The 19811-nt window shown below is 47.1% G+C and carries 18 protein-coding genes and 1 pseudogene; 18 read left to right on the top strand and 1 reads right to left on the bottom strand.

Translation table 11 applies throughout. The features are described 5' to 3' along the window. The 5 genes and pseudogenes from surE to rlmD all read left to right on the top strand — a co-directional run bounded on the left by surE (position 1) and on the right by rlmD (position 4553). Entirely contained in the window at positions 1 to 792 is a 792-nt protein-coding gene (gene surE, locus DCO17_RS06600; RefSeq protein WP_173955961.1) for a 5'/3'-nucleotidase SurE, read from the top strand. A gap of 29 nt (positions 793 to 821) precedes the next feature. Beyond that, positions 822 to 1445 (top strand): annotated as a pseudogene (locus DCO17_RS06595) (protein-L-isoaspartate(D-aspartate) O-methyltransferase); the annotation flags it as partial. 5 nt (positions 1446 to 1450) lie between these two features. Continuing rightward, positions 1451 to 2245 (top strand): peptidoglycan DD-metalloendopeptidase family protein, encoded by a 795-nt coding sequence (locus tag DCO17_RS06590; RefSeq protein WP_367652081.1) that lies wholly within the window; start codon positions 1451 to 1453, stop codon positions 2243 to 2245. Between the two features lie 30 nt (positions 2246 to 2275). Next, entirely contained in the window at positions 2276 to 3097 is an 822-nt protein-coding gene (locus DCO17_RS06585) for a 3'-5' exonuclease (RefSeq protein ID WP_173955958.1), read from the top strand. Then, complete coding sequence (rlmD, locus tag DCO17_RS06580; RefSeq protein ID WP_173955957.1) at positions 3090 to 4553, top strand: 23S rRNA (uracil(1939)-C(5))-methyltransferase RlmD; 1464 nt, start codon at positions 3090 to 3092, stop codon at positions 4551 to 4553. The genes DCO17_RS06585 and rlmD overlap by 8 nt, the downstream gene beginning before the upstream one ends. Positions 4554 to 4596: 43 nt before the next feature. Here rlmD and DCO17_RS06575 read toward each other — a convergent pair whose 3' ends face one another. Next, entirely contained in the window at positions 4597 to 5298 is a 702-nt protein-coding gene (locus DCO17_RS06575) for a Bax inhibitor-1 family protein (protein WP_173955956.1), read from the bottom strand. Between the two features lie 257 nt (positions 5299 to 5555). Here DCO17_RS06575 and ndk point away from each other — a divergent pair, with 257 nt between their 5' ends. From ndk to DCO17_RS06510, 13 genes are all read left to right on the top strand, one after another. After that, positions 5556 to 5981: a nucleoside-diphosphate kinase gene (gene ndk / locus DCO17_RS06570; RefSeq protein ID WP_173955955.1), complete on the top strand. Its 426-nt coding sequence runs from the start codon at positions 5556 to 5558 to the stop codon at positions 5979 to 5981. A gap of 87 nt (positions 5982 to 6068) precedes the next feature. Further along, positions 6069 to 7217: a dual-specificity RNA methyltransferase RlmN gene (gene rlmN, locus DCO17_RS06565; protein WP_254598836.1), complete on the top strand. Its 1149-nt coding sequence runs from the start codon at positions 6069 to 6071 to the stop codon at positions 7215 to 7217. A gap of 27 nt (positions 7218 to 7244) precedes the next feature. Beyond that, on the top strand, positions 7245 to 8510 hold the full coding sequence (ispG, locus tag DCO17_RS06560) for a flavodoxin-dependent (E)-4-hydroxy-3-methylbut-2-enyl-diphosphate synthase (RefSeq protein WP_173955953.1): 1266 nt from the start codon (positions 7245 to 7247) through the stop codon (positions 8508 to 8510). A gap of 75 nt (positions 8511 to 8585) precedes the next feature. Continuing rightward, the gene (gene hisS, locus DCO17_RS06555) at positions 8586 to 9905 is read left to right on the top strand and encodes a histidine--tRNA ligase (protein ID WP_173955952.1); all 1320 of its coding nucleotides are present in this window, start codon (positions 8586 to 8588) and stop codon (positions 9903 to 9905) included. A gap of 44 nt (positions 9906 to 9949) precedes the next feature. Beyond that, positions 9950 to 10609, top strand: a complete 660-nt coding sequence (locus DCO17_RS06550) for a YfgM family protein (protein ID WP_173955951.1) — start codon at positions 9950 to 9952, stop codon at positions 10607 to 10609. A 2-nt stretch (positions 10610 to 10611) separates the two neighbouring features. Then, positions 10612 to 11760, top strand: a complete 1149-nt coding sequence (gene bamB, locus DCO17_RS06545; RefSeq protein ID WP_254598725.1) for an outer membrane protein assembly factor BamB — start codon at positions 10612 to 10614, stop codon at positions 11758 to 11760. After that, positions 11757 to 13118 (top strand): ribosome biogenesis GTPase Der, encoded by a 1362-nt coding sequence (gene der / locus DCO17_RS06540; protein WP_173955950.1) that lies wholly within the window; start codon positions 11757 to 11759, stop codon positions 13116 to 13118. Before bamB ends, der begins: the two co-directional genes overlap by 4 nt. A 165-nt stretch (positions 13119 to 13283) precedes the next feature. After that, positions 13284 to 13526 (top strand): RNA chaperone Hfq, encoded by a 243-nt coding sequence (gene hfq / locus DCO17_RS06535; RefSeq protein WP_173955949.1) that lies wholly within the window; start codon positions 13284 to 13286, stop codon positions 13524 to 13526. Further along, positions 13519 to 14760 (top strand): GTPase HflX, encoded by a 1242-nt coding sequence (hflX, locus tag DCO17_RS06530; protein ID WP_496430660.1) that lies wholly within the window; start codon positions 13519 to 13521, stop codon positions 14758 to 14760. The genes hfq and hflX overlap by 8 nt, the downstream gene beginning before the upstream one ends. Further along, positions 14750 to 16291, top strand: a complete 1542-nt coding sequence (gene hflK, locus DCO17_RS06525) for an FtsH protease activity modulator HflK (protein WP_173955948.1) — start codon at positions 14750 to 14752, stop codon at positions 16289 to 16291. Before hflX ends, hflK begins: the two co-directional genes overlap by 11 nt. Next, positions 16291 to 17160 carry a protease modulator HflC gene (hflC, locus tag DCO17_RS06520; RefSeq protein WP_173955947.1) on the top strand — a complete coding sequence of 290 codons (870 nt, stop codon included), beginning with the start codon at positions 16291 to 16293 and terminating at the stop codon, positions 17158 to 17160. The genes hflK and hflC overlap by 1 nt, the downstream gene beginning before the upstream one ends. Positions 17161 to 17180: 20 nt before the next feature. After that, the gene (locus DCO17_RS06515) at positions 17181 to 18341 is read left to right on the top strand and encodes an ATP phosphoribosyltransferase regulatory subunit (protein WP_173955946.1); all 1161 of its coding nucleotides are present in this window, start codon (positions 17181 to 17183) and stop codon (positions 18339 to 18341) included. 103 nt (positions 18342 to 18444) lie between these two features. Next, on the top strand, positions 18445 to 19785 hold the full coding sequence (locus tag DCO17_RS06510) for an adenylosuccinate synthase (protein WP_173955945.1): 1341 nt from the start codon (positions 18445 to 18447) through the stop codon (positions 19783 to 19785). Positions 19786 to 19811: the final 26 nt, after the last annotated feature.

Below are 19811 nucleotides of genomic sequence, written 5' to 3'. Positions count from 1 at the left end.
ATGTCAAAGCAACCTCATATTTTGGTATCCAATGACGATGGCTATTTGGCCCCTGGTTTGCTGGCCTTGGTAAATGCCGTACGTCCCTTGGGTCGTATTACGGTGATTGCGCCAGAGCAAAATCATAGCGGCGCATCAAACTCTTTAACACTCTCTAGACCGCTCTCGATTCATCGGGTTGCAGGCGGAGAGCGAGATGGATTCTTTTTCATCAATGGCACGCCGACCGATTGCGTGCACGTTGCCATGACTGGCTTCTTGGATGAAAAGCCTGACCTCGTCATCTCTGGAATTAATCAGGGTGAGAACATGGGTGAGGATGTGCTGTACTCAGGAACAGTGGCTGCTGCAATTGAGGGGGTCATGTTTGGCGTTCCAGGTATTGCTTTTTCTCAAATTGATCGTGGCTGGAATCGCATTGATGATGCCGCTAAAGCGGCGCATGATATCGTGGCGCAAATGCTGGTATCCAACTTGAGCAAAAATCATACTGATGGCATGGCATCTTTACTCAATGTCAATATTCCAAATCGCCCATATGAAGATTTGTATCGCTGGCGTGTTACTCGTTTGGGAAACCGCCATCATTCACAGCCCGTAGTCGTTCAAGACAGCCCTCGTGGTGACAAGATATATTGGATTGGTGCTGCAGGACATGTAAAAGACAGTTCAGAAGGTACGGACTTTCATGCAATCAATGAAGGATGTATCTCGATTACTCCAATGCAATTGGATTTAACTCATCACGCTCGTTTAGCGGCGATGCGCGCAAATGGTTGGGATCGCGGTTGAAGCAGCCTGTTGAACGATTTGCAGCCTATCGCCAGGCGCTTGCAGCAAAAGTGCATGCCAGTGGAGTAAAGCATGGCAAAACATTAGAAGCAATCGCCACCGTTCCGCGCCATGCATTTATGGATCCTGGTTTGCATGCGCAAGCATATGAAGATACGGCTTTGCCTATTGGACATGAACAAACGATATCTAAGCCCTCTGTAGTGGCACGCATGATTGAGCTCATGCATAAACCTCGCCACCCTTTGGGTAAAGTGCTAGAGATTGGTACCGGTTGCGGCTATCAAGCAGCTGTACTCAGCCTCTTGGCTGATGAGGTGTACTCTATTGAACGTATTCGTCCGCTGCACGATTTAGCAAGAGCGAAGTTGCGCCCATTTCGGATTAATAACCTACGTCTGATTTATGGCGATGGTATTTTGGGCTTGCCACAAGCAGCACCTTTTGATGGAATTATCTTAGCTGCGGCTGGCTTAGGCATACCAGACGCTTTGCTTGATCAGTTGGCAATTGGTGGACGGTTAGTTGCCCCAGTAGCCAAGAACGAAAAAGAGCAGCAACTAGTGATGGTAGAAAGAATGAGCTCTCAGCGTTATCAAAGAACTGTTTTAGACGGGGTCTTTTTTGTCCCCTTACAATCAGGGGTAGTATGAGATTGATGAAGAAATCTGATTCTATGAGCGCCTTATTTAAAGCAATTTTCTTTTTGGTTTTGTCTGCTTCCATATTGTTGGTGGCGGGCTGTTCAACACCTCGCACAAAACCAGCCGGCGTCATTGACCGTACCAGTGGATCTAGTTCATATGAGCCAGCACCTCCAGGCTACTACCGAGTGAAAAGAGGTGATACCTTGGCGCGGATTGCTCTAGATCATGGGCAGGCCCCACGTGATGTGGCTCAGTGGAATAAAGCCGAGAACTCTAGCTTTAATCCCGATGTCATTGAAGTCGGTGATTTAGTTTTGATTAAGCCGCCGGCAAATGCTAAAGCCATCGCGGCAAAACCAGTAGATAAAAAACCTTCAAGTTCCGTGACCGATAAAGCGGATGCGCCTACGCCAGCAGAGACGACTAAGTCTGAGTTAGTTGCAGAACCGGGTATTCGTTTGTCATGGCCTGCAAAAGGTAAAGTGACTGGCGAATTTAATGAAACTAATAAAGGTATTGATATTGCAGGTAAAGTTGGCGAGCCAGTCTTGGCAGCAGCTGATGGCAAAGTAGTTTATGCAGGTAATAGTTTGCGCGGCTACGGTAATCTCATCATCGTCAAACATGACAACACTTATCTCACAGCCTACGCCCATAACAGCAAGCTCTTGGTGAAAGAGGGTGATAGCGTTCGTAAAGGTCAGAAGATTGCCGAGATGGGTGATTCCGATACGAATTCACCAAAACTGCACTTTGAATTGCGCGTAAACGGTAAGCCAGTAAACCCAACGCCATATTTGCAGTAATACAGTAGCGCCAAATCTTCATACCCTGTCATGGCTACTGTTCTCGTCTTTGATATTGAAACCATTCCAGATGTAGCAGGGTTGCGTCGCGTTGAGGGTTATCCAGATTCGATGAGTGATGCCGAAGTTGCCGCTAAGGCAATGGCAGAGCGCGCAGAAAAAACAGGAAGTGAGTTTCTGCCTCTTTTTTTGCAAAAGGTGGTGGCGATATCTTGTGTTATTCGCAGGACCACAAAAGAGGGTCTACCTCAAATCAAAGTAGGCACACTCGGCACGCCAGAAGATGATGAGAAAATAATTGTTCAAGCCTTCTTTGATCTCGTTGAAAAGTACACCCCACAATTGGTTTCTTGGAATGGCAGTGGTTTTGACTTGCCAGTCTTGCACTATCGCGCCTTAGCCAATCATATTCAGGCATCCCGTTATTGGGAGATGGGTGAGAGTCAGGAAGCCGATAGCCGTGACTTTAAGTGGAACAACTACATCAGCCGTTATCACATGCGCCATCTCGATATGATGGATCTCTTGGCTAAATTTAATGGCAGGGCAAACGCACCCTTGGATGGCTTAGCAAAATTATGTGGCTTTCCTGGCAAGATGGGCATGGATGGCAGTCAAGTATGGCCAGCCTATCAAGAAGGCAAGATCAACGATATTCGTCGCTATTGCGAAACCGATGTCGTGAATACCTATTTAATGTACTGTCGTTTTCAATTACTACGTGGTGGTTTCACTGCTGAAGAGTACCAAGAAGAAATTGCTTTTGTTAAGGCCTATCTAGAGAAAGAAGCCAAAGAGCCAAATGGCGGTCAGTGGCAAGAGTATCTAGCAGGCTTCGCAGCGGATGCGTAGAGGGGATAAGCCAGTCAACATTGAAGTGACTGAGCCGATTATTGTTGAGTCCCTCGATTTAGATGCTCAAGGAATCGCACGTCTAGCTCCAAATGTTAAGAGTGCGGAAACAGAGGAAGTAGATCACGATGCAAGTGGTAAAGTCATTTTTATCAAAGGCGCATTACCTACTGAGTTAGTCACCTACACAATCACTAGCGATAAAGCGCGCTTTGCAAAAGCTAAAGTGCGCGACATTCTGAAACAAGCTGTCTTTAGAGCGCAACCCAAGTGTGCGGCATTTGGAGTATGTGGTGGATGCACGATGCAACATCTCGATATCCGAGCGCAGGTAGCGATGAAGCAGCGTGTTCTAGAAGATGACTTACGCCATATCGCCAAAGTCACCCCCGAAGAAATTCTTCGCCCGATGGGTGGTCCCACTTGGGAGTATCGACATCGCGCACGCTTAAGTGCTGTAAATCGCTCGATTAAAAAAGGCACCGTCTTAATAGGCTTTCATGAAGGTAAAAGTGGTTATGTAGCCGATATGCTGGCTTGTGAGATTTTGCCCAAGCATCTATCTGATCTATTGCCAGAGATGCGCAAATTAGTAATGGGCTTATCGATTGTGGATCGTATGCCGCAAATTGAGATTGCTGTAGGTGAGCCGGAGGAACCAAATTCGGATGATCCAAAGAGAGCTGCGCCAGTTACGGCCCTGGTCTTTCGGAATTTGAAACCGCTTAGCAAAGAAGACAATGCCTTGCTACGGCAATTTGCTGACCGCCACAATGTCTGGATTTGGTTGCAACCCAAAGGTATTGAGTCAGTTGCGCCGTTTTACCCTGAGACCGGCAAGCTTTGTTACCGTCTTCCCGAGTTTGAAATCGAGATGCCATTTAAGCCTACTGACTTTACCCAAGTTAATCACATGATGAATCGCTCTCTAGTAAGCAAGGCGATTCGTTTGCTAGAAGTAAAAGAGGGCGATCGGGTTCTCGACCTGTTCTGCGGTATTGGTAATTTCACATTACCATTAGCGCGCAAGGCAAAACAAGTATTAGGCATCGAAGGTTTGGCAACCTTAACCACGCGCGCAAAAGCAAATGCGCAGCACAATGGCTTGGCTGATAAAGCTAGCTTCATGCAAAGCGATTTATTTGAAGTTACAACCGAAACCATTGCCTCTTGGGGAAAATCGGATCGTTGGCTAATGGATCCACCGCGTGAAGGCGCCATGGAGATATGCAAAGCGCTAGCAGACTTGCATCTGCAGAAAAGCCCTTTATTGCCAAAGCGCATTGTGTATGTGTCTTGTAATCCTAAGACGCTAGCAAGAGACGCAGATATCTTGTGCCATCAAGCTGGCTACACCCTTAAAGGGGCTGGCATCGTCAATATGTTCCCACATACATCGCATATGGAATCAATGGCGGTATTTGACCGTAGTTTGGAAGAGGTCGCGGGTAAATAAAAAGGCGCCCGTAGGCGCCTTTTGACTTACTCAGTCTTCTCGTTTAGTCGCGATTGCCACCAAAGATGCCCAAGAGAGCAAGCAGGTTGGTGAATACGTTGTACACATCCAAGTAGATTGCTAATGTAGCCATGATGTAGTTGGTTTCACCACCATTAACTACGCGTTGTACATCAACCAGAATGAACGCAGAGAAGATGGCGATAGCAAGAACCATCACAGTCAACATCAGGGCAGGTAGTTGCAACCAGATGTTTGCCAAAGAGGCAACGATCAAGAGTAGAACGCCAACCATCAGCCATTTGCCCATACCAGCAAAGTCACTCTTACTTACCGTTGCAATCGTAGCCATAGTCGCGAAGATTGCCGCTGTGCCACCGAAGGACAGCATGATGAGTGCTGCGCCGTTGCTGTAGCTGTTGAGCGTAAAGCCAACCAAGCGAGAGAGCATGATGCCCATGAAGAAGGTGAAGCCCAATAGGAGCAGAACACCCACGCCAGTGTCTTTATTTTTGTCGATTGCCCAGAAGAAACCAAAAGCAACTGCCATGAACACGATGAAACCCATGAATGGGCTACCAGCAAACAGATCAAGTCCCATGGCAACACCTAACCAGGCGCCAATTACAGTAGGCACCATGGAGAGCGCTAAGAGCGCATAGGTATTACGCAGTACGCGGTTGCGTACTTGAACGGTACTGATTGAGCCAGCTTGACCAAAGCCGTAAGAGTTCAGGTCACTCATATAGACTCCTTCTTTCGTAGTAAATACATGAGCCCATCAAGGGCTGTTGACACTAAGTATAGACAAAACACCCTAATTTCAAGACCTGCCATAAAAAGACTACAAACCGAGGGGTTATACCTTGTAAATTCAAGAGCTTAGCCCTACCAATATAGGGGTAAATACGGTCAGACAATGTATAATTCGGGGGTCGCTAGAGCAGGGTACTTATTGACCCTTCCTAGTAAATACCTTTGAAATCACTATTGGAGTCCTGAATGGCAATCGAACGCACCCTCTCAATTATCAAACCTGATGCTGTAGCTAAAAACGTCATCGGCAAAATCTATGACCGTTTTGAATCAGCTGGTTTGAAGATCGTGGCGTCCAAAATGGCACATCTCTCACAATCTGAAGCAGAGCAGTTCTATGCCGTTCACAAAGAGCGTCCTTTCTTTAAAGATTTGGTGAGCTTCATGATTTCTGGCCCAGTCATGATTCAGGTATTGCAAGGTGAAGGCGCCATCCTTAAGAATCGCGACTTGATGGGTGCTACTGATCCTAAAAAAGCAGAAAAAGGCACAATTCGTGCTGATTTTGCTGACAGCATCGATGCGAACGCAGTACACGGTTCTGACGCCCCTGAAACTGCTGCTGTGGAAGTTGCATTCTTCTTCCCTGGCATGAACGTTTTCAATCGTTAATCGTTACTGGCTATTCAATAACTTTATTGATAAGTAGTCGCATTGACCTCCCCGCGCGTAAATCTCTTAGATTTTGACGCTGACCAAATGGCGGCGTATGTCGCGGGGTTAAACGAAAAGCCCTTCAGGGCAAAGCAGCTCATGCAGTGGATACATCAACGTGGTGTATCCAACATTAATGACATGAGTGATCTAGCAAAAACCTTCCGAGCAACCTTGCTCGATAAGGCAGAAGTACTCTCTCTTCCCGTTATCAAGGACGAACATGCCCAAGACGGCACACGCAAGTGGCTATTGGACGTGGGCGCCGGTAATGCGGTTGAGTCTGTTTATATCCCCGAGGATGATCGAGGTACTCTGTGTATCTCTTCGCAAGCAGGGTGCGCTGTCAATTGCCGTTTTTGTTCTACTGGACATCAAGGATTCTCACGCAACCTGACTTCCGGAGAAATCATCGGTCAATTATGGTTTGCTGAGCATTTATTGCGCAATGATCCAGACGCAGTGCGTCGTATTGAAAAATATCCAACACCTGGTTGGGAGCACACAGGACGCGTGATCTCCAATGTGGTAATGATGGGTATGGGTGAGCCATTACTCAACTACGACAACGTGGTATCCGCACTGCGTCTGATGTTGGATGATCGAGCCTATGGTTTATCGCGTCGTCGTGTGACAGTTTCAACGTCAGGTGTCGTGCCAATGATTGATCGCTTAGCGCAAGATTGCCCGGTGGCATTAGCGGTGTCTCTGCATGCACCCAATGATGCTTTGCGTGATCAATTGGTGCCTTTGAATCAGAAATACCCTCTACGTGAGTTGCTCGATGCATGTGAGCGCTATTTACCGTTTGCGCCAAGGGATTTCTTGACCTTTGAATACTGCATGCTCGATGGTGTGAATGATTCCGACATTCAGGCAAAAGAATTAGTGCGCTTACTGAAAAACATTAAGTGCAAGATCAACCTCATTCCATTTAATCCTTTCCCCGAGTCTGGCTTGAAGCGCTCGCCAGCTCAACGAGTGAACATCTTTGCAAGCATTCTCTTAGATGCGGGCATGGTCGCCACAGTACGCAAGACCCGCGGCGATGATATTGCCGCTGCTTGTGGTCAGTTGGCGGGGGATGTTGTCGATCGTACTCGTGTGCGTGAGCGCGCAGTACATGATTCTGAAATCATCGTCGATGCTCAAACTAATGAACAGCCGATTGAGTGGCTGAAAAAGTTGAATTAAGAAGCTGAATTCAGAAATTAAATTGATATGAGCGATTCAACAAAACCAACTCCATTGCCTTTGGGCCCATCGCCAAAGCGCGCTACTCGCCAAGCGCAGGTAGCTTGGAAAACCAACATCATTACTGTTGGTGGCGATGCGCCTGTACGCGTGCAGTCAATGACCAATACAGATACGGCTGATGCGGTAGGTACAGCGATTCAGATAAAAGAATTGGCCCGTGCAGGTTCGGAGATGGTGCGCATTACTGTCAATACGCCTGAGGCAGCGGCTGCGGTTCCTTATATCCGCGAGCAATTGGACAAGATGGATATCTTGGTGCCTTTGATTGGCGACTTTCATTACAACGGCCACACGCTATTAAATGATTTTCCAGAATGCGCTAAAGCACTCTCTAAATATCGCATCAACCCAGGCAATGTGGGTAAGGGTGCGAAGCGTGATCCTCAATTTGCGCAAATGATTGAAGCGGCTTGTAAATATGACAAGCCAATACGAATTGGTGTGAACTGGGGTAGCTTAGATCAGGATCTATTAGCCTCCATTATGGATAGCAATGCAGCCCTTGAAGTTCCAAAGACTGCGCAAGAGGTGATGATTGAAGCGTTGATTCAATCAGCATTGCAGTCTGCCGAGAAAGCAGTTGAGTTGGGTATGAGCCCTAATCAAATCTTGCTCTCATGCAAAGTGAGCAATGTACAAGACTTAGTAGCTGTCTATCGTGATTTATCACGTCGCTCAGACTACCCATTGCATTTGGGTCTAACAGAAGCGGGAATGGGCAGCAAAGGAATTGTGGCCTCTACTGCGGCGATGGGTATTTTGTTGCAAGAGGGCATTGGCGACACCATTCGAGTGTCTTTAACCCCAGAGCCTGGCGCCCCGCGTGAGAACGAAGTCATCGTTGCTCAAGAGATTTTGCAAACCATGGGCTTGCGTAATTTCACGCCAATGGTGATTGCATGTCCTGGATGCGGTAGAACGACCAGCACCACTTTCCAGGAATTGGCTGCCAATATTCAGTCTTACTTGCGCCAGCAAATGCCTGTTTGGAAGAAAACCCATCCTGGCGTAGAAAATATGAATGTGGCAGTTATGGGTTGCATCGTGAACGGGCCGGGTGAAAGCAAGCATGCCAATATTGGTATTTCCTTGCCCGGCACGGGGGAGACCCCTGCAGCCCCGGTATTCGTGGATGGGGTTAAAGTAAAGACATTACGTGGCGAAAATATCGCTCAAGAGTTTCAGGTGATCGTAGATGACTACGTCAAACAAAACTACGCTCCAAAATAAAAAATAAGAGCAAAACAAAAGAGCAAAACTAAAAAAGCAAGAACAATAAAGTAAGCACAATAAAGCAAGAACAACATGACTGACCAGAACAAACAAGCTAAAGTCCAAAAAATTAATGGCGTGCGTGGCATGAATGATTTATTGCCAGCCGACGCTGCGCAGTGGGCGCACCTTGAGCATGTTCTGCGTGATCTCACTCGTGCTTATGGCTATGAGTTTTTAAGAACACCAATTGTGGAAGCGACTGCCGTATTTCAACGTGGCATTGGTGAGGTGACCGATATTGTTGAGAAGGAGATGTACTCCTTTGAAGATAGACTCAATGGCGAGCAACTCACATTGCGTCCCGAAGGTACTGCTGCATTAGTGCGCTCCGTTATTGAAAATAATCTACTCTACGAAGGACCAAAGCGTCTTTGGTACACAGGTCCGATGTTCCGCCATGAGCGCCCACAACGTGGTCGTTATCGCCAGTTCCACCAGTTTGGTATCGAGGCATTGGGTTTTGCTGGCCCGGATATTGATGCAGAAATCATTCTCATGGGACAGCGCCTTTGGGATGAGTTGGGTTTGAAGGGCGTCCGCCTAGAGATCAACTCATTAGGCCAAGCAAATGAACGCGCCGAGCATCGTGCGGCTTTAGTGGCTTACTTTGAAAAAAATCAGTCACAACTAGATGAAGATTCTCAACGTCGCCTGCTTACAAACCCATTACGCATTTTGGATTCTAAAAATCCAGAGATGCAAGCCTTGATTGAAGGCGCACCAAAGTTATTGGATTTCTTGGGTGAAGAATCGCTCAAGCATTTTGAAGCGGTTCAAGCTTTACTGAAGGCAAACAACATTCCTTGCAAAATTAATCCACGCTTAGTACGCGGTTTGGATTATTACAACCTCACTGTTTTCGAATGGATCACTGACGAGCTAGGTGCGCAAGGCACGATTGCGGGCGGTGGTCGCTATGACCCATTAATTGAACGCATGGGTGGTAAAGCAGCACCTGCTTGTGGTTGGGCAATGGGTATGGAACGTGTTCTCGAGCTAATGAAGGTTTCTGGTTCCTTGCCGGAGCCTCAAGCGCAATGCGATATTTTTGTTTTGCATCAAGGTGGCGAGACATTGACTGCCGCCATGATTATTGCTGAGCGCTTACGTAGCGCAGGTATTGATACGATTTTGTTCTGCCCCCCAGATGGCCAATCTGCCAGCTTTAAGTCTCAAATGAAGAAGGCGGATGCTAGTGGGGCGGCGTTTGCGGTCATTATTGGCCCAGACGAGCTGGCTAAGAACGAAGCTGCCCTTAAAGACTTGCGTGGCACAGGGGAGCAAAAGACCGTTTCCTTAGATGGGGTGCTTGAGGCGGCAATTGACGCCTTGGTTGGTGCCTCCGAATAGAATAACGATATAGACATCAACTTAGATTGTGAGTTTGGATTGATATGCCATTAGATTTAGAAGAACAAGAACAACTAGACCAACTCAAAGCGTTTTGGCAAAAGTATCGCAACCTTATTACAGGCGTTGCGACAGTTGCTTTATTTGCGTATGCCACTTACAGTGGATATCAATGGTGGCGCAATAGTCAGGCATTAGAAGCATCGAAGTTATATGAAACGATGGTAAGTGCTATTGCTAAGGGTGATAAAGAACAAACTTTGCGCGCCGCTGATGATTTGCAAAAAGATTTTGCTCGTACACCGTATGCCCCAATGTCCAGCTTAATTGCTGCTCGTATTGCTTCTGATGCAGGCGACAGCGCGAAAGCTTTGGATTATTTGCGTTGGGCTGCTAAGAACGCTTCCAATGACGCTTACCTTGCTTTGGCTAAGATGCGTTTGGTATCTCAATTAATCGAGCAGGGTACTGAAAAAGATTTTGCAGAAGCTGATCAGATCCTGCAGGGCAAACCTATCGCAGGCTTTGAGGCTCTTTGGCTAGAGCGTCGTGGCGATTGGTATTTGGCGCAGAAGAAAAATGAAGAAGCCAAAACCAGTTACCAAGATGCTTGGAAGAAATTGGATCAGGCGAAAGAATTTCCGGAAGAGGCGCGTCGTCTCCTGAAGGTCAAGCTAGATGCTGTTGGAGGGGTTGCACAGTGATAGTGGCTAAGCGCATGGTAAAGATCGCCAGCAAGGTTTTGGTTCTTGGAGTGGTTGCGGCAGCCTTGGTGGCATGCTCTGGAAACTCTCGTGTTCGTAAACCTGCTGAATTGGTTGAAGTGAAGAATCAGTTTGATTTGCAACCAGTATGGTCGACCAGCGTTGGTTCATCGGAATCATTTAACTTTCATCCGGTTGTTGCGGGAGATTCTGTATATGCGGCATCACACCGTGGCAATCTAGCAAAGATTGATTTAGCTTCTGGTAATAAGGTATGGGAAGTTTCAGTGCCTGAGCGTTTGGCTATTGGTCCTGGATCGGATGGTCGCACCACTGTGGCGGTAACGATTAAGGGCAATGTGTACGCTTATGACGATACAGGCAAAGCCCTTTGGAACGTCAATGTTGGTAGCGAAGTATTAAGTGAGCCTGTCGTTGCGGGCGGCGTTGTGGTTATTCGTGCACTAGATAACCGCTTCATTGGCTTAGACGCGCAAACAGGCGCGCGCAAATGGAATTACCAGCGTCAACAATCCGCTTTGTCATTGCGTGTTGGTTATGGCATGTTGCCAATTAATAATGAAGTGATTGTGACTGGTTTTGCTGGCGGTCGCTTTGGTATGATCGCGCTTGCTAATGGCGGTTTGATTTGGGAAACGCCGGTATCCTTTCCAAAGGGTTTCTCTGAAATTGAGCGTTTGAATGATGTGACAGCAAAGCCGAGTATGGATGGAGAAATTCTCTGCGCAGTGTCTTATCAAGGACGTATTGGTTGCGGTCAAGCGCGTACTGGTAACTTGCTTTGGTTCAAGGATTTCTCAAGCTATACCGGTACGGCGCAAAGCTCGGATTTAGTCTTCTCCGCTAATGAAAAGTCTCATGTATTTGCTTTTGCGACAAAAGACGGTAGTCAAGTTTGGGAAAATACCAAGCTGACATTCCGTGATGTTGGCGAGCCCCTTGCTGTTGGTAGGGTATTGCTGATGGGCGATGCGCAAGGTTATGTACATGCATTTGCGCAAGCGAATGGTGAAATAGTTGCACGTATTCGTCACGATAGCAATCCGATTTCTGCAGCACCGATCGCAGTCGGCGGACTCATCATCATTCAGTCACAGGGCGGCAAGATCGCTGCTTATAGTCCTAAATGAATCCAGTTATCACCATTGTTGGGCGCCCCAACGTAGGCAAGTCCACTCTCTTTAATCGCTTGACACGTTCCCGCGATGCATTAGTCGCGGACTTCTCTGGTTTAACGCGAGACCGTCACTACGGCAAAGGCCGTATTGGTGATCGCGCATTTATTTGTGTTGATACTGGTGGTTTCGAGCCGGTTGCGAAGACTGGCATCGTGGCTGAAATGGCAAAGCAAACCAAGCAAGCGGTTGCTGAGTCTGACATTGTTATTTTCTTGGTGGATGGCCGTTTAGGTTTAGCTCCGCAGGACCGAGTCATTGCGGATTTCTTACGCAAGTCCGGTAGACCTGTCATTTTGGCAGTGAATAAAACCGAAGGCATGCAAGCGGGTGTTGTAACCGCGGATTTTCATGAGCTTGGACTTGGTGAGCCTTTCCCAATTTCTTCTGCACATGGTGATGGTGTTCGTAGCCTGATTGATGATGCCCTCGATTCCTTGGGAATCGAAGAGCCAGATGAGGAAGAGGCAAGCGACCCAAATCGCCCAATGAAGATTGCTGTGGTTGGTCGCCCGAACGTTGGTAAGTCAACCCTGATTAATAAATTAATTGGTGAAGAGCGAGTCATTGCATTTGACATGCCGGGGACGACAAGGGATGCCATTGAAGTGCCGTTTGAGCGCAATGGCAAGCCTTACATATTGGTAGATACAGCAGGCTTGCGTCGTCGTGGCAAAGTATTTGAAGCTATTGAAAAGTTCTCCGTTGTAAAAACATTGCAAGCGATTGCTGATTGCAATGTGGTGATTTTGATGCTCGATGCCCAGCAAGATATTTCCGAGCAAGACGCGCATATCGCCGGCTTTATTGTTGAAGCAGGACGTGCCTTAGTGGTTGCCGTCAATAAGTGGGATGGTATCGATGCCTACGTTAAAGAGCGCGCGCGTTTAGAGATTGCGCAAAAGTTGCGTTTCTTGGATTTCGCAAATGTACATCCGATCTCAGCGAAGAAGGGTACTGGCTTAAAAGAGCTCTTTAAGGATGTCGATTCTGCGTACGCTGCGGCAATGGCAAAACTGCCAACCCCACGCCTAACTCGTATCTTGCAAGAGGCAGTAGAGCATCAGCAGCCCAAGCGAGTTGGCATGGGTAGGCCAAAATTACGTTATGCCCACCAGGGCGGCATGAACCCACCGATTGTGGTGATTCATGGAACCTCTTTAAGCGGTGTGACCGATAGCTATAAGCGTTATTTGGAAGGTCGCTTTAGGGATGTATTTAAGCTACGTGGAACGCCTCTGCGAATTCAGATGAATACCGCTAAAAACCCCTATGTTGATGCTGACAAGGGTAAAAAAGGGAAAAAGCGCTAGTTTTCTACTGTTTTAACCCTGGATTCGAGTAAGGGCTTGATTTTTATAAAATTAGGCTCAATATGACAAGTTCAGTAATCAGTTTTTGAGACACACCAAGATAAATAAAAGCAAGACTCCCATAAAAACAAACCAATAAAAAATTAAAAATAAATTAGGAGCAGTATGAGCAATAAACAAATCCAATTACTCCAAGATCCATTTCTGAACGCTTTGCGTAAAGAACACATTCCTGTGTCGATCTATCTTGTTAACGGTATTAAATTGCAAGGCAATATTGAGTCATTCGATCAATACGTTGTGTTGCTTCGTAATACTGTGACGCAAATGGTTTACAAGCACGCGATCTCTACGATCGTCCCTGCTCGCGCCATTGACTTTCGTATAGAAGAAGGCAGCTCTGTATAAAACTGGAGTAGATGCGGCACGCGCGGTTCTGGTAGGCGTAGATACAGGACGCGAAGATTTTGCAGATAGCATGGCCGAACTCAGCCTCTTGGCTGATAGCGCAGGCTCTATACCCTCAGCTAGCGTAATCGCCCGCAAGGGCAGAACCGATCCCGCTTTATTCATTGGCTCTGGAAAAGCTAATGAATTAAAGCGTGTGATGGAAGAACAAGATGCTGAGTTAGCCATCTTTAATCACCCTTTATCCCCAACCCAGCAGCGCAACCTTGAGCGTCATATTGAGCGACATGTGATGGATCGCACTGGTTTGATCTTGGATATCTTTAGTCAGCGCGCACAAAGCCACATTGGTAAGACTCAAGTGGAATTAGCGCAAGTGCGTTATCGCATGTCTCGATTGGTGAGAGCATGGAGCCACTTGGAGCGTCAACGTGGTGGTATCGGTGTGCGTGGTGGTCCTGGCGAAACGCAGATGGAGTTGGATCGTAGGATGTTGGCAACCAAAGCTAAGCGTTTAGAAAATGAATTAGAAAAGCTCCAGCGTCAGCAGCGTACCCAACGCAGGGCGCGTAATCGTAAGGATGTGTTTTCTGTATCTTTGGTTGGTTACACCAATGCTGGTAAATCGACTTTATTTAATGCTTTAACCAAGGCGGGTACTTATGCCGCTGATCAGCTTTTTGCCACCCTCGATACCACCTCCAGAAAAGTGCATTTAGATGGGGTGGGCTCGATTGTGGTGTCTGATACGGTGGGGTTTATTCGGGAATTGCCCCACCAACTGGTTGAGGCCTTTAGGGCAACTTTGGATGAAACCATCCATGCCGACCTGATTTTGCATGTCATCGACGCTTGTAGCCCTGTTGCCAAAGAACAAAAGGCTGAGGTAGAGGCGGTTTTGGCTGAAATCGGGGCTGACGATATCCCCCGCATTGAGGTCATGAATAAGATCGATCTGATGCCCCAAACCTTTACCCGTGGGGCGGTTTTAGAGAGGGATGCCCAGGGCTTCCCAGCCCAGATTTTCCTATCCGCCCAATCGGGCTTAGGCCTTGATTTGCTGCGCTCAACCTTGGCGGAATGCTCCCAAATGACTGATAAAATGAGGGCTGAACAAAATCGTGCCAAAACTCAGATGACTCCAGAGGAGTTTTTAGCTCCTTTACCTGAGCGACCAGAGTCATCCGAATTTAATCCGATACCTAACCGAAGCTATTTTTCGAATGATGCGTAAATTCTTGGGCTTTTTTTCGGTCAGTGATCCCAATTGGGGCAATAGCTCTAATGAGGGGTCTAAAGATGCCAAAGATGGGCAGGGAAATGGTCAAGCTCCAAAAGTAGATCCAGAGCAAACAAATGCCCCAGTTGATAAACCAGTTGGTCAGCAAACCAAACCAGATGGCCCGCCTGATTTAGATGAATTGTGGCGCGATTTCAACGACCGCATCGCAGGCCTCTTTGGCGGCAAGAAAAAACCGAGTGTGAATGGCAGCAATAACTCCAGTCCAAACCCGAATACCAATAAACCAAACAGCACCGATATTCCTCCACCATCACAACGTGGCAATTTCGGAAATGGAGGGGGTAATAATGGTTTCTCCGCCCCTGACTTCAATTTCGTAAACCCATTTGAATCCAAAAAGGGATTTTTGGTAGCAATTGGAATTGCCGCTTTTGTTTGGTTGTGCAGTGGCTTCTTTATTATTCAAGAAGGGCAAGCAGGCGTTGTTCTGACTTTTGGCAAGTACGATTACACCGCTAAGTCAGGTATTAACTGGCACTTGCCATGGCCGATTCAAACAGAAGAGACCGTTAACCTATCTGGTGTGCGTTCTGTTGAAGTGGGGCGCCCAGTACTCATTAAGGCAACCAATCAAAAAGATTCTTCCATGTTGACGGAAGATGAAAACATTATTGATGTGCGCTTTGCCGTGCAATATCGCCTGAAAGATCCAACCGATTACTTGTTTAACAATCGCGATCCTGATGCAGCGGTTGTGCAAGCAGCTGAAACTGCAGTGCGTGAGATTGTGGCGCGTAGCAAGATGGATACGGTTTTGTATGAAGGGCGCGAAAAAATTGGCATTGATTTAGCCGGTTCAATTCAGAAAATTCTGGATAGCTATAAGGCTGGTATTTATGTCACCAGCGTTACAGTACAAAACGTACAACCTCCAGAACAAGTTCAAGCCGCCTTTGATGATGCAGTTAAAGCGGGTCAAGACCAAGAGCGCCTGAAGAGCGAAGGCGAGGCCTACGCGAATGACATCATTCCACGCGCTAAAGGAACTGCCGCTCGCTTGATTCAAGAGGCTGAAGGTTACAAAGCGGGGGTAGTCGCTACCGCTGAAGGCGATGCCGCGCGTTTCAAGCAAATCTTGCCGGAATATACAAAGGGGAGGCAGGTTACGCGTAATCAGATGTACCTCGATACGATGAACGAGATATACGGCAACGTCACTAAGATTTTGGTTGACACCAATAAGAGCAATAGTTTGTTGTATTTGCCACTTGATAAGTTGGTCTCGCAAGTCAATGCGGAATCTGCACAAGCTACGGGTGTGCCAGCGACTGCAAATACGCCAACACCAACAGGGTCAGTGACTGTTGGTGGATCTGCAAGCGCAAACCCTGGAGTAACTTCTGCATCATCCACAACTGCACCGCCAAGTGCAATAAGCCCTGCAAACTCATCAAATGCTACTGGCGGTAAGTCGGTAGACAAGCGTGATGGCTTGCGTAGTCGCGATCGGGATTCACGCTAATGAATGCTAATCGCCTGATTGCTGCCATTATTGGCTTTGTCGCATTGATCTATGTGCTCTCATCGAGCATCTTCGTAGTGGATCAGCGTAAGTTCGCTGTAGTCTTTTCATTTGGTCAGATTGTTCGTGTGATCGAGAAGCCTGGTATTCAGGTGAAGTTCCCGGCACCATTTGAGAGCGTGCGTTTTTTTGACCGCCGCATTCTAACGATTGACAATCCAGAAGCAGAGCGTTTCATTACCGCTGAAAAGAAGAATCTACTAGTTGATTCTTATGTGAAATGGCGCATTGTGGATCCGCGTAAATTCTTTATCAGCTTCAAAGGTGATGAGCGCTTAGCTCAAGATCGTTTAACTCAGTTGGTGCGTTCCGCCCTGAATGAAGAATTTACCAAACGCACCGTTCGTGAATTGATCTCAGATCAACGTGAGCAAGTGATGCAGGGTATTCGTAAAAAAGTAGCTGATGATGCTTCAGATATCGGTGTCGAGATTGTGGATGTGCGACTAAAGCGCGTCGATTTATTAGCTGAAATTAGTGATTCCGTATATCGTCGCATGGAGGCGGAGCGTAAACGCGTAGCAAATGAGTTGCGCTCAATGGGCGCTGCCGAGTCAGACAAAATTCGCGCTAATGCTGAGCGTCAGCGCGATACGATCCTAGCGGAAGCCTATCGTGATGCCCAAAAAATCAAAGGGGCAGGAGACGCAAAGGCAATAGCTATTTATAACGAAGCGTTTTCAAAGGATCCCGAATTTGCGGAATTCTATAAGAGTCTCCAGACTTATCGCAATACCTTTAAAGACAAGAAGGATGTGATCGTATTGGATACCAATAATGAATTTCTGAAGTACCTGCGTAAAAAATAAGAAAGCGAATAGTTCACATCATGAATCGTTGGTTACTTCCTGAAGATATTGCAGATGTATTGCCAGCACAGGCTCGCAAAGTAGAATCTTTGCGCCGCTCGATTTTGGATCTCTACCAATCCTATGGTTATGAGCTCGTAGCACCTCCGATCTTGGAGTTCCTAGATTCATTGTTAACTGGCACAGGCTCCGATCTAAATTTGCAGACCTTTAAGTTGGTTGATCAACTTTCTGGCCGTACCTTAGGCTTGCGTGCTGACATTACTCCTCAGGTTGCACGTATTGATGCGCACTTATTAAATCGCGCAGGCGTAACTCGTCTTTGTTATGCAGGCTCTGTGGCGCATGCCCGTACGCCAGTGGGTAGCTCTTCTCGTGAGCAGTTGCAGCTAGGTGCGGAGATTTATGGTTGCGCGAGCTGGGAAGCTGACTTTGAGGCGATTACCTTGCTTCTTAAAACATTAGATGTTGCTGGACTGAAAAAAGTCTACTTAGATTTGTCTCATGCTGGAATTCTGACTGGCATCTTGGCAGATCAAATGCTGGACAAAGACACTATTGAATCTTTATATAGCCTTTTGCAAAGCAAGGATCGTCCTCGTTTACGTCAATGGGCTACATGCTTACCTGCAAAAGTAGCTGATGGATTGCTGGCATTAACTGAACTCAATGGCCCATGTGCAGAAGTGTTGGCAAATGCTAAGAAGGTTTTGCCAAAACACGCAGCGGTAGATCAGGCGCTAGCCGATTTAGAGCGTATTGTTTCTGCTAGCAAGGTGAATAACAATCTTGAGCTCAGCATTGATCTTGCTGATCTGCGAGGTTATCAGTACCACAGCGGTGTGATGTTTGCCGCTTATGTGGATGGTTTGCCTCAGCCGATTGCAAGAGGTGGTCGCTATGACCAAGTTGGTCAAGCGTTTGGTCGTTCACGCCCAGCAACTGGTTTCTCATTAGATTTATTGACATTAGCAAGCTTGTCCCCATTAAGTGTTCGCAAGATGGCAATCTTGGCGCCTTGGGTGCAAGATGCTGCACTGGAAAAAGCAATTGCCGATCTGCGTAATCGCGGTGAGGTGGTTATTCAAGTGCTCGCTGGCGAAGCTGTTGAAGCGGCTGAATATGAATGTGATCGAGAGTTGATAAAGCAGGGAAGCTCTTGGGAAGTAAAGAAGAAGTAAGTAACGAACAAGTAAGAAGCAAAGAAGTAAGAAATAAATAAGAACCAAATAAAGCGAATTTTTACCCTTAACCTATTTTTGTAATTATCTTTTTGGATTGAATATGTCTTCAAAGCAGCAAGCACAAGGTCGTAACGTCGTTGTCATTGGTACCCAGTGGGGTGATGAAGGCAAGGGTAAAGTAGTCGATTGGCTGACTGATCACGCGCAAGCAGTGGTTCGCTTTCAGGGTGGGCACAATGCAGGACATACTTTAATCATTGGCGATAAGAAAACCATTTTGCGTTTGATTCCATCTGGAATCATGCACAAAGATGTTATTTGCTATATCGGCAATGGCGTTGTGCTGTCACCAGAAGCGCTCTTTAAAGAGATTGGCGAACTAGAATCGGCTGGTTTGAATGTGCAATCACGATTGAAGATTTCTGAAGCGACCACATTGATTCTGCCGTACCACGTTGCGATTGATCATGCGCGCGAGAAGAAGCGTGGTGAAGCCAAGATTGGTACAACCGGCCGTGGCATTGGCCCAGCTTATGAAGATAAGGTGGCACGCCGCGCTTTACGCGTTCAAGATTTGTTTTACCCAGAGAAGTTTGCAGCGCAATTGCGTGAGAACTTGGAGTATCACAACTTCATGCTCACCAATTACTATGGTGCAGAGCCTGTAAATTATGAAAAGACGCTGGCTGAAGCGTTGTCTTACGCAGAGCGCCTCAAGCCAATGGTGGTGGACGTATCTAGCGCCTTATATGCTGCTGAGCAAGCTGGTCAAAATCTTTTGTTTGAAGGTGCGCAAGGGACATTGCTTGATATTGATCATGGCACCTATCCATACGTAACTTCTAGTAACTGTGTGGCCGGTAATGCGGCTGCGGGATCCGGTGTTGGCCCAGATTCATTGCAATACATTTTGGGTATTACTAAAGCGTATTGCACTCGTGTTGGTGCGGGTCCATTTCCGAGTGAGTTATATGACCATGACAATCCAGCAAGACAAGATCCAATCGGCGTGCGTCTCGCGGAAGTAGGCAAGGAGTTTGGTTCTGTAACAGGTCGCCCACGTCGTACGGGTTGGTTGGATGCTGCTGCACTCAAACGATCTATTCAGATCAATGGCCTATCAGGCTTGTGTATTACTAAGCTAGATGTGCTTGATGGCTTAGAGACTATTCGTTTGTGCGTTGGCTATGCCTTGGATGGTAAGAAGCTGGAGGTATTGCCACGTGGTGCGGAATCCGTAGCTCGCTGTGAGCCAATTTACGAAGATTTCCCAGGGTGGAAAGGCACTACTTTCGGTATACGTGAGTGGGACAAGTTGCCGGTTGAGGCTCAAAACTTCCTGCGTCGCATCGAGGAAGTGGCTGGAAAACCGATCGCCATGGTGTCTACAGGCCCAGAGCGCGATGAAACGATCCTGCTCCAGCATCCTTTTCAGGATTGATGGAAAATAATCGATTCGCTTTACTA

Source organism: Polynucleobacter tropicus (assembly GCF_013307225.1).
GTDB classification, from domain to species: domain Bacteria; phylum Pseudomonadota; class Gammaproteobacteria; order Burkholderiales; family Burkholderiaceae; genus Polynucleobacter; species Polynucleobacter tropicus.
The sequence above is the reverse complement of the archived record's forward strand: the minus strand, read 5'-3'. Positions and strand labels throughout refer to the sequence as shown.